This window comes from Elusimicrobiales bacterium, from assembly GCA_041651175.1.
Lineage (GTDB): Bacteria > Elusimicrobiota > Elusimicrobia > Elusimicrobiales > Elusimicrobiaceae > JAQTYB01.
Map to the genome: position 1 here is coordinate 31,690 of JBAZJT010000005.1, position 14,307 is coordinate 45,996.

General features: G+C 61.1%; 13 protein-coding genes. All 13 read left to right on the forward strand.

All coding sequences use genetic code 11. From position 1 onward, the window contains the following. Positions 1-30 precede the first annotated feature (30 nt). From WC421_04160 to WC421_04220, 13 genes are read left to right on the forward strand one after another with little or no spacing between them, the layout of a single operon-like run. Positions 31-1,017, forward strand: coding sequence for a MoxR family ATPase (locus WC421_04160; GenBank protein ID MFA5161421.1), 987 nt, complete (start codon positions 31-33; stop codon positions 1,015-1,017). Continuing rightward, entirely contained in the window at positions 1,014-1,916 is a 903-nt protein-coding gene (locus tag WC421_04165) for a DUF58 domain-containing protein (protein ID MFA5161422.1), read from the forward strand. Before WC421_04160 ends, WC421_04165 begins: the two co-directional genes overlap by 4 nt. Positions 1,917-1,955: 39 nt before the next feature. After that, positions 1,956-2,888 carry a hypothetical protein gene (locus tag WC421_04170; protein ID MFA5161423.1) on the forward strand — a complete coding sequence of 311 codons (933 nt, stop codon included), beginning with the start codon at positions 1,956-1,958 and terminating at the stop codon, positions 2,886-2,888. After that, complete coding sequence (locus WC421_04175; GenBank protein MFA5161424.1) at positions 2,885-3,877, forward strand: VWA domain-containing protein; 993 nt, start codon at positions 2,885-2,887, stop codon at positions 3,875-3,877. Before WC421_04170 ends, WC421_04175 begins: the two co-directional genes overlap by 4 nt. Then, entirely contained in the window at positions 3,874-4,899 is a 1,026-nt protein-coding gene (locus WC421_04180) for a VWA domain-containing protein (GenBank protein MFA5161425.1), read from the forward strand. The genes WC421_04175 and WC421_04180 overlap by 4 nt, the downstream gene beginning before the upstream one ends. Next, positions 4,896-5,573, forward strand: a complete 678-nt coding sequence (locus WC421_04185) for a tetratricopeptide repeat protein (protein ID MFA5161426.1) — start codon at positions 4,896-4,898, stop codon at positions 5,571-5,573. Before WC421_04180 ends, WC421_04185 begins: the two co-directional genes overlap by 4 nt. Beyond that, entirely contained in the window at positions 5,573-7,453 is a 1,881-nt protein-coding gene (locus WC421_04190; protein ID MFA5161427.1) for a BatD family protein, read from the forward strand. The genes WC421_04185 and WC421_04190 overlap by 1 nt, the downstream gene beginning before the upstream one ends. Next, positions 7,450-8,184: a tetratricopeptide repeat protein gene (locus WC421_04195; GenBank protein ID MFA5161428.1), complete on the forward strand. Its 735-nt coding sequence runs from the start codon at positions 7,450-7,452 to the stop codon at positions 8,182-8,184. Before WC421_04190 ends, WC421_04195 begins: the two co-directional genes overlap by 4 nt. Next, a complete protein-coding gene (locus WC421_04200; protein MFA5161429.1) occupies positions 8,181-9,338 on the forward strand; it encodes a hypothetical protein in 1,158 nt (385 codons plus the stop codon). Before WC421_04195 ends, WC421_04200 begins: the two co-directional genes overlap by 4 nt. A gap of 15 nt (positions 9,339-9,353) precedes the next feature. Beyond that, on the forward strand, positions 9,354-11,987 hold the full coding sequence (gene mgtA / locus WC421_04205) for a magnesium-translocating P-type ATPase (GenBank protein ID MFA5161430.1): 2,634 nt from the start codon (positions 9,354-9,356) through the stop codon (positions 11,985-11,987). Next, positions 11,987-12,766: a PTS sugar transporter subunit IIA gene (locus WC421_04210; GenBank protein ID MFA5161431.1), complete on the forward strand. Its 780-nt coding sequence runs from the start codon at positions 11,987-11,989 to the stop codon at positions 12,764-12,766. Before mgtA ends, WC421_04210 begins: the two co-directional genes overlap by 1 nt. 7 nt (positions 12,767-12,773) lie before the next feature. Next, complete coding sequence (locus tag WC421_04215; protein ID MFA5161432.1) at positions 12,774-13,340, forward strand: SIS domain-containing protein; 567 nt, start codon at positions 12,774-12,776, stop codon at positions 13,338-13,340. A 9-nt stretch (positions 13,341-13,349) separates the two neighbouring features. After that, positions 13,350-14,306, forward strand: a complete 957-nt coding sequence (locus tag WC421_04220) for a restriction endonuclease (GenBank protein MFA5161433.1) — start codon at positions 13,350-13,352, stop codon at positions 14,304-14,306. Position 14,307: the final 1 nt, after the last annotated feature.

Consider the following 14,307-nt stretch of genomic DNA (forward strand, 5'->3'; position numbering starts at 1 on the left):
CCCGCAAAGATTGCGTCAAGGAGAAATGCCATGCAGGATATCCGCTCGCTCAACAAAAAAGTCCAGCAGGAAAGCCTTTTCCTCTCCGACCTGCGGCGCGAAATAGGCCGCGTCATCGTCGGGCAGGAGGAGCTGGTGGACAAAATGCTCGTCGCCCTGCTGGCGGACGGGCACATACTTATAGAAGGTGTGCCCGGCCTTGCCAAAACGCTTGCCGTTAAAACACTGGCGGAAGCGGTGTCCTCCGCGTTCCAGCGCATACAGTTCACGCCCGACCTGCTGCCCGCGGACATAACGGGCACGCTCATATTCAACCCCAAGGACGGAACATTCATCCCCAAAAAGGGGCCGGTGTTTTCCAACCTCGTGCTGGCCGATGAAATCAACCGCGCGCCCGCAAAAGTGCAAAGCGCGCTGCTGGAAGCCATGCAGGAGCGCCAGGTTACAATCGGCGAGCGGACCTATCCGCTGCCGCAGCTTTTCATGGTGCTGGCCACGCAGAACCCGATAGAGCAGGAAGGGACCTACCCGCTGCCCGAGGCGCAGGTGGACCGCTTCATGCTCAAGCTGCTGGTCAGCTACCCCGAAAAAAACGAGGAACGCGAGATACTGGAACGCATGGCCGCGCAGATAAAACCGGCAGTCGCCTCCAAAATTCCCATGGAAATGGTGCTGGCCGCTCGGGAAACGGCGGATTCGGTTTACATAGACGACAAAATCAAGGGCTATATCATAGACCTGATTTTCGCCACGCGCAAGCCGCAGGATTACAGGCTGAACCAGCTTTCCGGCTGGATTTCCTACGGCGCCAGCCCGCGCGCCACCATTTACCTGGCCCAGGCGGCGAAGGCGTACGCTTTTCTTAACGGCAGGGGTTTTGTCTCGCCGGAGGATGTGAAAGCCATAGGCTTCGACGTGCTGCGCCACCGCGTGCTGCTCACCTACGAGGCCGAGGCGGAAAACGTCACCAGCGAGAAAATCATCGGCATGATTTTTGAGACGGTGGAAGTCCCGTGAGCCAGACGGGCCAGTTGCTTACATCGGAGATACTCAGGCAGGTCCGCCGGATAGAGATACGCACCGGCAGGCTTGTGAGCGAGACTTTCGCCGGAGAATACCAGAGCGTGTTCAAGGGCCACGGCATAGAGTTCGCCGAGGTGCGCGAATACGCCCACGGCGACGATGTGCGCTCCATAGACTGGAACGTCACCGCCCGGCTGGGCAAACCCTTCGTGAAACGTTTCGTGGAGGAGCGCGAGCTGACGCTCATGCTGGCCTGCGACATATCAGGTTCCCAGCATTTCGGCACAAAAGACAAGTTCAAAAGCGAAATCGCGGCGGAGCTGTCGGCGCTATTCGCTTTTTCCGCGCTGCAGAACAGCGACAAAATCGGGCTGATGCTTTTCACCCGCCAGACCGAGCTTTACATCCCGCCGCGCAAGGGCAGGCGGCATGTGCTGCGGCTGATACGCGAACTGCTGGCCCATCAGCCGCGCGACAAAGGCACCGACCTGGCCGCCGCGCTGAACTCGCTCAACCGGGTTTTCAAGAGGAGAGGGATTCTCATACTGATTTCCGATTTTATGGACTCCGGCTACGAAAAGCCTTTCTCCATAGCCGCCCGCCGGCACGACCTGATACCGGTTGTCATAGAGGACCCGCTTGAATACCGCATGCCCAGGCTGCCGGTGATACTGGATGTCGCCGACCCCGAGACGGGGGAGCGGCGCTCGCTGGATTTGTCGTCGGAGGAGCTTATAACCTCCTACCGCGACGCGCGGCGCGAGCATGTGGCCGCGTGCAAGAGGCTCTTCGCCGTCAACGGGCTGGACTATATACCGATAACCGCCGGACAATCCGCCACCGAGCCGGTGGTGCAGTTCTTCCGCAACCGCGAGAAGAAATTAAGGCGCTGACAATTGCGCCGCCGGATTGCTCGTTTATATAATGTTGCTATGAAGCTTTGCCGGCTTTTATTCGCGTTCGCAACGTTGTGCGCGGCGCGCGCATTTGCGGAGGATGCCGTTTCCTTCCAAATCGCCAAGCCGGCGGAGGCGGTGCGGCTGGGCTCCGCATTCCGTATTGAGGTGGAAACCTCGTACCCGGAAAACTTCACGCTGCATCCCGACCCGTCCACCGCGAACTCCCAAACCCTCAAGACAACCGCAATCAAACCCGGCAAGGCCGAAAAGCGCGGCGGCGCTGTCTATCAGAAATTCACCTTTGACGTCATACCCTTTGACCTGGGCATAGCCACTTTCCCGGCGGTGTCCTGGTCGCTTTCGGGAAACGGGCAATTGTCGTCCCAGCGCAGCCCGGAGCTGCCGGTGGAAGTGCTTTCCTACGCCAATAACGTAAAAGACCCCGACAAGCTGCGCGACATTCGCCCGCCCTGGAAACCGTTCAACTGGCTGTGGCTGCTGCTTCTGCTGCTTCCCGCGGGGTATTACCTGTGGCGGCGTTTGAGGCGCCGCGCGCAGGCGGAAAGCAAGGCCGGCCCGCCGCCGGATAACCGCCCTCCCGAAGTAATAGCTTACGAGGAGCTGGACCGGCTGCTTATGGATTCGCTGTGGGAGGAGGGCAGGCACAAGCAGTTCTACGAAACGCTGGCCAATATCCTGCGCGACTACCTGGAGCGCAGGACCGGCGTCGCCGCGCGCAATTACAACACCGCGGATTTGTACCGCCGCCTCAGCAAAATAGACGCCGCCAGGCCCGCCGCGCCGGCGATACGGAAATTTTTCATTGACTGCGATTTTGTCAAATTCGCCAAGTACAAGCCGCAGGCGCACGAGAAAAACGGCGACGTGGAGCTTATACGCGCCATAATACAGCAGACCACGCCGCCGCCTCCGGTTCAAACCATGGAAAAGGAGGCCGCGCGATGATTTTCTCAAGCCCCTGGATGCTGCTGTGGCTGATTCCGGCGCTGGCGGCGATGTTCCTGTCGCGCCGGGTTTCAGAGGACGGCGGAGCCGCCGTGTCGCTTCCGATGGAAAAGGGATTCAAGCCGGAGGCGACCTGGTTTTCCGTCATGGCGCGTTTTGCGCCGCGCGCGCTGCGCGCCGCCGCGCTGGTGCTGCTGGCGCTGGCGCTGGCCCGCCCGCAACGCGTGCAGCGCGGCATCATCCCACCCGCTCAGGGCGTTGACATAATGCTGCTGATAGACACCTCCGCCAGCATGGCCGCGCTGGATTTCGACCCGTACAACCGCATGGAGGCCGCCAAGCGCAGCGCAAAGGATTTCATAGAAAAACGCCCCGGCGACCGGATAGGCATCGTGGTGTTTGCCACCAACGCGCTTTTGCAATGCCCGCTTACGCTGGACCACGACGCGCTGTTTGAATACCTGAACAACGTGGACATAGGCATCACCCACACCGACGCCACCGCCATCGGCGACGCCATAGCCACCGCCTCCAACCATCTCAAGGACAGCGCGGCCAAAAGCAAGGTGATAGCGCTGCTGACCGACGGCCGCTCCAACAGCGGCATAATCCAGGACCCGACGCTTGCCGCCAAGGCCGCCGCCAGCTACGGCATAAAGATATACACCATCGGCACCGCGGCCAAGGGCCAGTCCCGCGTGCCGGTGCAGGGGCCGATGGGAATACAGTATGCCGTCATCAGCGACGACCTGGACGAGGGCACTCTTATGGCCATTGCCCAGGCCACCGGCGGCGAATTCTACCGCGCCACCAATTACAACGAACTTAAAGGCATTTATTCGCGCATAGACAAGCTGGAAAAGGTGAAATTCAGCAATATAGTGTCCCTCAGCTATCAGGACAAGTGCGAGGTTTTCCTGCTGCCCGCGCTGCTGCTGCTGATAACCGAGTTCCTGCTGTCCAAGCTTGCTTTCGTGAGGATACCGTGACATTATTCGCCCGTCCGCTGATGCTGCTGTGGGGCGCAATCTGCGCCGGCGCGCTGATTGCCGCGTATTATCTGTGCGAGGCGCGGCGGCGCGGCCTGATGTCCGCCCTGGGCGAGCCGGCGGCGCTGGCCCGGCTGTTCCCGGAAAGCGCGGCGGCGCGGCGCGCGCTTAAAAGCTGGCTTTTCATAGCGGCGGCGGCGCTGATTTTCCTGGCGCTGGCCGGGCCGCAGTGGGGAACCGAAACCGCCCAGTCCGACACGGGCGGGGCCGGACAGGTCGTCATAGCGGTTGACACGTCGCTTTCCATGCTGGCCCGGGACATAAAGCCCAGCCGCATGGAAAACGCCAAGCTGATGCTGAAACTGTTCATAGAGCAGTTTTCCGGCTACCGGATGGGGCTGGTGGCCTTCAGCGGGCAGGCATACGTGCAATGCCCGCTCACCACGGACGCGGACGCGCTGAAGTATTTCCTGGCCTCGGTGCATCCCGGCATGCTGCCGGAACCGGGTACCACCCTGGCCGGCGCGGTGGATATGGGGACCTATATGCTGGCCAGATACCCGGGCCGCAAGGCGCTTGTCCTGCTTACCGACGGGGAGGACCATGCCGGCAGCCTGAACGCCGCCGTCAAGCGCGCTGCCGACAGCGGCGTTACAATACTGGCGGTGGGCATAGGCAGCCCGGAGGGGGACATAATCCCCGCCCAGGGGCAGGATTTCATGAAGGACCGTTCCGGGCGCACCGTGGTCAGCAAGCTGGGAGAGAAAGCCCTTATAGACATGGCCGCCGCCACCGGCGGGGCTTATATCCGCTACACCAGCCCGGAAACCGCGGCGAACGCCATAGCCTCGCAGCTCAGAAAGCTGGAAAAATCGCGCTGGCAGGGCAAAGACGCGACCCGCTACAAGAACCGCTACCAATGGCCGCTGGCTTTGGCTTTGCTGCTGCTTTTGATAGAATCTGTTGTGCCGGAGGGGACATTGTCCCTGCGGCGCATTCTCGCTTTCAGGAAAGGCCAATGAAAAGGCTTCTGCTCGTTTTTATCGCGCTGTCATGCGCGCAGGCCGCGCTGGCGGAATCGGCAAACTCGCTGATACGCAAAGGCAACAGGGCCTACCGGCGCGAAAATTACGACAAGGCGTTTGAAGCCTACGCGCAGGCCGCCGGCAGGGACGGCAAAAACGGCAAAGCCTCCCTCAACGCGGGCGACGCGCTCTACAGAATGGGCAGCTTTGAAAAATCCCGCCGGTTCTACGAGGAGGCCGCGCAGGACAAATCCACGCGGCAGAGCGCCCTCTACAACGCCGGCAACGCCTTCTACAGGGAAAACGATTACGACGGGGCGGTAAAGAGCTACTCCGCCGCCCTGCTGGCCGGCCCGCCGGACGAGGATATAAGGCATAATCTGGAGCTTGCGCTTAATTCCAAAAAAAAGCAGCAGGACAAACAGCAGAACAAGCAGCAACAGCAGAATCAGCAGCAGCAGAACAAAGACAACAGCAACGGCGGAGGAGGCGGCGGCAGCGACGGCAAAAACGGCCCGCAGAACCAGCAGCCGAAACCCCAGATGGCCAAAGAGGACGCCTCCCGCATCATGCAGATGGCAAAGGACAAGGAAGACGCCGCCATGCAGAACCAGCGCATGGCCCCGGTGCAGAAAAACGGGCGGAGCTACGGCTCAAACGAGGACTGGTGATGGCCCTGTTGCGCGCGGCGGCAAAACGCAATTTCCTGTGCGCGGCCCTGTTTTTAATGGCCGCCGCGCCCTGCTGCGCGCAGCTTACAATCAACGCCTCGGTTGACAAGGACGAGGTGCCGCTGGACGAAGCGCTCATTCTCACAGTAACCATAAGCGGCGCAAGCTCGGATGTAGGGGAGCCGCAGCTTCCCTCGCTGCCGAATTTCAACGTGTTCTCCTCCGGCCAGAGCCAGAACATAATGATAATCAACGGCCATATCTCCACCTCGGTAAAATACCAGTTCAGCCTCGCGCCCAGGTTTGTGGGCGCGGCGGTAATCGGCCCCGTGTCGCTGCATTACAACGGCGCGGACTATGCCACCAGGGAAATCCAGGTGCGCGTGCTGCCTCCGGGCGCGGCGCGGCAGAGCGCGCCGCAATCCGCGCCGAGGCAATACGCCCGGCCCGCCCCGGCCCGTCCGCAGCAACAGCAGCGCCGCCGCGCGGCGGATGAAAGGGATGTTTTCGTGGTCGCCAATGCGGACAAGACGTCCGCCTATGTCAACGAGCAGGTAACGCTTACCGTGCGCTTCTACACCGCGGTGCCGCTTATGGGCAACCCGGACTACACGGCCCCGCCCGCCAAGGGCTTTCTCACCGAGGACATGCCGCCCATGCGCAACGGCAACGAGAATCTCAACGGGCGGGAATACATGTTCACCGAGGTTAAAACCGCGCTGTTCGGCGCAACCGCCGGCCAGACCGAAATCGCGCCCGCCGCGGTGCGCTACCAGGTCCGCCAGAACATGGATATGGACCCCTTTGACCCCAATTTCTTCCAGAATTTCTTCTCCGGCGCGACGGGCGGCGGCCCGCAGCAGGAGGCCAGGACCGCGCCGATTCACATAAATCTCAAACCGCTGCCGCAGGCGGGCCGTCCCGCCAACTTCGGCGGCGCGGTCGGCAATTTCAAAATAACCTCCTCCATAGACCGCCGGGAGCTTAAGGCCGGTGAGGCGGCAAACCTCTCCGTCACGATAGAAGGCACAGGCAACCTGAAGGCGATTACCGCGCCCGCGTTGCCGGACATGCCCTCCATGAAGGTTTACGACATGGTGTCCTCGCTGAACATTAAAAAGGACGGAGACGTTGTGCACGGCTCCAAGACATTCAAGGCGGTGGTCATACCCCGCGTCTCCGGCAAGGCCGCGGTACCGGCCATACATTTTTCCTATTTCAACCCGGCTTCCGGAGGGTATGCCACAGTTTCGTCGCTTCCCATCCCGCTTAACGTGCTGGCGGCGGACAACCAGTCCGCGCAGCAGGTGTCCTTCACGGGCAGCCAGCCGGGGGGGGAAGTAACCGCCATCAGCGAGGACATACACTATATCAGCCAGGCCGGGGATTTGAGCGCGCCGTCCCGCGCGCTTTGCGCGCTGGCTGGCGCCGGGCTGTGGAATCTTGCCGGGCCGGTCCTGATGCTGTTTGGCTTTGCCTTCGCCAAATGGCGCGCCGCCGCCAACAGCGACACCGCCCTTTCCCGCAAACGCAAGGCCTATTCCGCAGCCAGAACGCGCATAAAGGAAGCCGAAAAGCTCTTCGCCCAGAACCGGATGGAGCAGGCGATGACCATGCTCTCCGGCGCCCTGGCGGATTATCTGAGCGACAAGCTCGCCACCCCCACCGGCGGGCTGACGCTCAGGAAAATAACCGAGCTTTCCCGCTACGCCTATCCCGGAATAAGAAACGAGACCGTCTCCGCGCTGTCCGAGGTCTGGCAGGAGCTGGACATGCTGCGCTTTGCGCCGACGGCGCATTCCTCGCATAACGGCGACAAGCCGGTATCGGTGAAAACCCTGGAGCTTGTGGAAATGCTGGAAAAGGATATGAGCAAATGACTCGTCTCGCATTAGCCGCGTTTTTTGCCGCAATACCGCTCTGCGCCGCTGCGGCGCCGCCGGATACCGCCAAGGCCGCCGTCCTCTACCGCGAAGGCAAATTCGAAGAGGCGGGGCAGGTTTATTACGCCGTTGCCGCGGCGCAGCCGGGCAACCCGTACGCGCATTACAATCTGGGCAACACATATTTCAAGGCCAGCCGGCTGGGCCGGGCCATCGCCTCCTACCAACGCGCCTACCGCCTGCTTCCGCGCGACGCGGACATAAGATACAACCTTGCGCTGGCCCTTAAGCTCTCCGGGCAGACGCTGACCCCCGCCGGCGTGCCGGACGCGCTGTACCGGGCGTATTATTCCCTTTCCTCCGCGGAACTGGCGGGATTGTTCTGGCTGTTTGTATGGCTGCTGTCGGCTGCGGGGCTGGCGGCGGCGTTTGCAAAGGAGCCGCGCCCCGCCGCCAGGAAAACTCTTGCCGTGTCCGCCATGCTGGCGGCGCTGTTCGGCGGCTGGGCGCTGGCGAGGGCCGCGTCCGGTTATTCCAGCCCCGGCGTCGTGGTTGACGGCACCGCCGAACTGCGCGGCGGGCCCGGGGACAATTTCAACGCCTCGGCCACAGTGCCGGAAGGCCGGATGGTGGATATTATCCAGACCGGCGGCGACTGGCGGGAAATCAGCGTCCGCGCCGAAAACATAAAAGGCTGGGTCAGAAAACCGTCGGTGGAGCCACTATGAAAAACATGCTGCTGATTGCCGCGCTCTGCGCCGCGGCGGGACCCGCCGGCGCGGAGCGGAATATTTTCACTTTCACGCCCTACGGCGCGGAAAAAGCGGTATACACAAGCAACCTTAATTTCACTCCGGACAATGAAGTTTCCGCCTGGAGCAACCGGCTCAAAGCCGGCTTTGACGCGGCGCTGCGCCCCGAAAACCTGCGGCTGGACGCGGGATATTCCATAGAGCAGTTGGTTTTCTCGAGGGACCAGTATATCCAGAACGCCGTGTACCACACCGCGAACCTGGGGCTGGACGCCTCGCTTCCCAAAAACATACGGCTTACCGCGCTGGACAGCTACCGCGCCTCCAACGATGCGGAAAACCCGGAAATGACCTATTACACCGCCAAGCGCGACGAGAACAAATTCTCCGCCGGAATTGAATTCCCGGTTTGCGGCGCGTTCTTTGCGCGGGCGGGGGGGAATGCGGCGTCGCACCGCTATTTTGAGGTGGCCTACGATTCCTACACCCGCACCGAAACCGGACTGGGCGGCGCGCTGGGCATGGAGTTCGCGGGATACTCCGTGCTGGGCGCGTGGCGGCATTCCGAGCTGAAATACGACTCCCCCAATCCCTACGGCGGCGGCTTCACCAACAACGGCAGCTGGAACAATTTCACGCTGGGGGTTGAGGGCAAACTCGGCGAATTATCGGGCAGAATCCATGCCGGGGAGCAGGCGCGCGACTACCCGACTCCGCTCAACGGGGCGGACAATTCCCCCAGAACCTTTATAGCCGACGCCTCCGCGCAGTGGGCGCCGGACGGCGCGTCGCTGGTTGAAATATCGGCATCGCGCTTTAACACCGAATCGCTTTATTTTGACAGCCGCTATTTCACCACCACCCGCGCAGCCGCCTCGCTGCGCGCGGACAGCGCGCCGATGTCGTATTCCGCCTCGTTCTCGTTTGACGATATAAAGTATCCCGAGCCCACCCCCTCCACCGCCGCCAGGCGCAGCGACCAGATAGCCAGGCTCGCGGTTTCGGCGCAGCGGGGAATAGGCCCGGCGGCCCTGACGGCGGAATTCGCCCATACGGAAAAAACCTCCAACGAGACGCAGTGGGGTTACGGCGAGAACACGTTTTCGCTGGAACTGAAAGCCAAATTCTGACGCAGCGGAGAAACCATGCCATCGCCCGCCCTCGCTAAAATCGCGCCTTCGCTGATACGGCAGAGGATTAAATCCGCTCCGCCTCCGGCGGAAACAAACAGGCTGCTGTCCGCCGCATGTTCGGCAAAGCCGGAGGAGGCCCTGACGCTGCTGTCTTCGCGCCGGGAGGGGCTTTCCGCCGAGGAAGCCGCCGCACAGCGCGGGAAATACGGTTTCAACGAGCTGGCCAAAAAAGAAAAAAAAGGATTTATAGCCGATATCGCCCAGCGGCTGCGCAACCCGCTGGTGGTGCAGTTGCTTGTCATCGCGGTCATATCCTTTGCCACGGGCGACGCGCGCGCCGGCTCCATAGTAAGCGGCATGGTGGTCTTAAGCGTCGCGCTTTCCTATATACAGGAGACGCGCTCCGGCAACGCGGTGGAAAAGCTGCGCGCCATGGTGCAAACCGAATCCACCGTGCTGCGCGGCGGCAGGGAAACCGACATTCCCGCCGCTGAAATAGTGCCGGGCGACATCGTGGTGCTGCACGCCGGCTCCGTCATCCCCGCCGATTTGCGGCTTATATCGTCAAAGGACTTTTTCGTCAGCCAGTCCGCCCTCACCGGAGAATCCATGCCGGTGGAAAAAAACGCCGAGCCCTGCGCCTGCGAAGGAAAACCTCCCCTGGAATTCTCCAACGCCTGTTTCCAGGGAAGCCATGCCGTAAGCGGCGCGGCGCTGGGCCTTGTGGTAAACACCGGGGAAAAAACCTATCTCGGCTCCATCTCCAGCCGGCTGGCGCAGCAGGCGCCGCAGACCAGCTTTGACAAGGGCATTTCCGGCTTTACCTGGCTGATGATACGTTTCATGGTGGTGATGGTGGGCATAGTTTTCGTGCTGGTGGGCATCACCAAGCACAACTGGACGGAGGCGCTGCTGTTTGCGCTGGCGGTGGCCGTGGGGCTTACGCCGGAAATGCTGCCGATGATAGTAACCGTCAACCTCGCCAAGGGCGCCATGGCGATGTCAAAGCGCAAGGTCATCGTCAAAAAGCTGGCCTCCATTCAGAATTTCGGCGCCATAGACATTCTCTGCGCCGACAAGACCGGCACCATCACCCAGGACAAAATCGTCCTTGAAAAATATGTGGACGTCGCCAACCGCTCCAGCGATGACGTGCTGCGCTACAGCTACATGAACAGCTATTACCAGACCGGACTGCGCAACCTCATGGACCGCGCCATACTGGCGCACAGCGACCTGCAGGTGGAGAAAACCTGCCCCAAGGTGGACGAGATTCCCTTTGATTTCAACCGCAAACGCATGTCCGTGGTGATAGAGTACGAGGGCGCCAACGTGCTCATCTGCAAGGGCGCGGTGGACGCGGTCTACGGCGCATGCACCCACTATCAGGTGGACGACGAAATCAACCCGCTGATAGACATGATAAAAAACGACCTGATGGAGGATTACGACGCCTTAAGCCGCGACGGCTACCGCGTGCTGGCCATAGCCTACCGCGAATTCCCGAAGGACAAAACCTCTTTTTCGGTGCAGGATGAAAGCGGGCTGGCGCTGCTCGGATACATAGCGTTTTTCGACCCGCCCAAGGAGTCGGCGCCGCAGGCGCTGCAGGCGCTGGCGCGGATGGGGGTTAAAGTCAAAATCCTCACCGGCGACAACGAGCTTGTCACCCAGAAAATATGCCGCGACGTGGGGCTTGACGTCCACAGCGTATTCACCGGCGAGCAGATAGCGGCCATGGACGAGGCGCAGCTCTCCTCCGCCGCGGAGACCGCCACGGTGTTTGCCCGGCTCTCCCCCGCGCAGAAAGAGAGGATAATAACGGTTCTCCAGAAAAACGGGCATGTCGTGGGCTTTATGGGCGACGGCATCAACGACGCCCCCGCGCTGAAAGCCTCCGACGTTGGCATTTCCGTTGACAGCGCCGTGGACGTAGCCAAGGAATCAGCCGACATCGTCCTGCTGGAAAAAAGCCTCACCGTGCTGGAAGACGGCATAGCCGAGGGGCGGCGGGTGTTCGGCAACATAGTCAAATATATCAAGATGGGGGCCAGCTCCAATTTCGGCAACATGTTCAGCGTGGTGGGGGCCAGCTATTTCCTGCCCTTCCTGCCGATGACGCCCGTTCAGATTCTGGCCAACAACCTGCTCTACGACATTTCCCAGGCCAGCATCCCCGCCGACCGCGTGGACGACGAATACATCTCCGCCCCGCGCAAGTGGAACATAGACAGCATCAAAAGGTTTATGATGGTCATAGGCCCCATCAGCTCGCTGTTTGACTACGCCACATTCGGGCTGATGCTGTTTTTCTTCGGCTGCGCCGCCGGCGGCGCGGAAAACGAGCGGCTGTTCCACACCGGCTGGTTTGTGGAATCGCTGCTGACGCAGACGCTTATCGTGCATATCATCCGCACAAAGCGGGTGCCGTTTTTCCAGAGCGCGGCCAGCCCCGCGCTGATTATTACCACCATCGCCGTGATGCTGGCGGGCGGGCTGCTGCCGTATTCGCCTTTCGCGGAGGGGCTGGGGCTGACGCGCCTGCCGTTTTCGTACTGGCTGTGGATAGCGGGATTTTTGCTAACCTACTCCGTTTTAACGCATAATGTGAAAACCTGGTTCTATAAACGGTTCGGAGACGACTGATGAAAAGCATACTTAACGCGCTTCATGACGGACGGCTTATAGAGCTGCCGGAAGGCGACAAGCAGAAATCGCTGCAATACCTTGCCAGCCTGCTGGAAGCCATACCTGAAATAACCCCCGGATTTGACATATACGAGGCCGTCCTAAAGCGCGAACAGACCGCCAACACCGCGCTGGGCATGGGCTGGGCCTGCCCGCATGTCCGCGCCGCCGGCGAGGGAGAGCTGTTTTGCGCCATAGGCTGGAGCCCCAGGGGCATAAACTATGGCGCGCCCGACGGCAAGCCAGTGCATCTGCTGGTGATGTTTTATATCCCCGACAACCACAAAAACGGCTATCTCAAGGAAATTTCCGCGCTGGCCAGGGCGATACAGAAGGAAAACGGCATAGGCAAAATTCTCGCCGCCGCCGGCATAAACGATGTAAGAAACGAACTGCTCAACTGGGTCTCCGCCGCGCTGGAAGGCGCCGCGCCAGACGCCAAAGCGCGCATAATCAAGCTGGAGGCCAGGCAGGCCGCCGCAGAAACAGCCTCCGCGCCGCAGCTTCTGCGGCAGATAATACCGCTTTATATAGTCAGGGTCGCGGGGGGCAAAAACATCATTCTCTCCCAGCAGCGCGAGCTTACCGCGCTGCTGGAATCAGCCGACCTCGCCGGCCTTATGGGCGATAACGGCAAAACCGAGTTTGAGGCCGGCGGCTACCGCGTGGTAATCCGCGCCAAAACCCAGTACCAGCCGGACCGCGCGATGTACGACTGCCTCGCGCTGAAATCCTGAGGAAACCATGAACGCCAACACCTGCATAGACGAGCTTGCCGCCGCGCTGGCCCTGCTTAAAACCGGCATAGCCGGCGATATAGAGGCGCTGGCCGCAAAAACGGCGGACGCGCTTGAAAACGGCAAAAAAATCCTGCTTATGGGCAACGGCGGCAGCGCCTCCGACGCGCAGCATATAGCGGCGGAATTCGTGGGCCGCTACAAGACGCGGCGCGGCGGCCTGCCTGCATACTCCCTGTGCGACAACTGCTGCACTCTCACCGCCGTGGGCAACGATTTCAGCTTTGAGGACGTCTTCGCCCGGCAGATAGAGGCGCTGGCCTGCGAGGGCGACATCGTTGTCGCCATCACCACTTCCGGCAACAGCGGCAACATCATCAAGGCCATGAAGGCCGCCCGTCAGAAGGGCTGCTTCGTGGCGCTTTTAAGCGGCGGCGACGGCGGCCTTGCCAAAGCCCATGCCGACGCCGCGATACTGGCCCCCAGCAAAAACACTCCGCGCATACAGGAGTGCCATATACTCATCGGCCACATAATCTGCGAAATCGCGGAAATGCGGCTTGCGCGGCAATAGCGAGGCGTTATGGCGATACCGGATTACGAAGAACTGATGCTCCCGCTCCTGGAAGCGGCGGCGGAAAGCGATTGCCTCTCGGACCGCGACATGGCGGAGAAGCTGGCGCAGCGCTTTGGCCTCTCGCGCGAGGAACGGATGGTAATGCTGCCCACCGGGCTGCAAACCGTTTTTTACAGCAGGGTGATGTGGGCCAAAACATATCTCAAAAACGCGAAGCTGCTGGAAGCCGGCCCGCGCGGGAGGCACAGACTTTCCGCACGGGGCCGCTCCGAGCTTGAAAAAAAGCCCGCGGCAATCAACCGCCAGTATCTGGCTAAATTTCCCGAATTTGCGGATTTCATAAAGCTCAACGCCACCCCCGCCGCCGACATTGAAGCCGGCATCGCCGCCACCCCGGACGAAAGGCTGGAGCATGCCTACGCCGAAATCCAGCGCGCGCTGGCGGCGGAGCTGCTGGAAAAAATCAAAGCCTGCCCGGCGGAGCTCTTTGAAAAGCTGATAGTGGACCTTCTGGTGAAGATGGGCTACGGCGGCGCGCAGCACGAGGCGGCGGCCTCGTCCGCGCGGGCGCACCGCGCGCTGTGGATGAAAATTTCCAAAACCGGCGAACCCGGGCAGCCTCAGGGCGAGATAGACGGCATAATAAACGAGGACCGCCTCGGACTGGACAAGATATACGTGCAGGCCCGCCGCTGGAACACCCCCGTGCCGGAAGAGGCCGCCCGCGCTTTTGCCCAATCCCTCCTGGCCCAGCGCGCCAAAAAGGGCGTTCTGATAACCACCTCGGTTTTCTCGGACGGGGCCAAAAGTTTTGCGGAATCCGCGGAGCCGCATATGGTGCTTATAGACGGCAGTTCGCTTTCCAGCCTGGCCATAGAGCTGGACGTGGGCGCGGCAGCCGACACGGAGTACAAAATTTCCAAAATAGACGCCGGCTATTTCGGCGAAACCGCGCCGGAGTAAA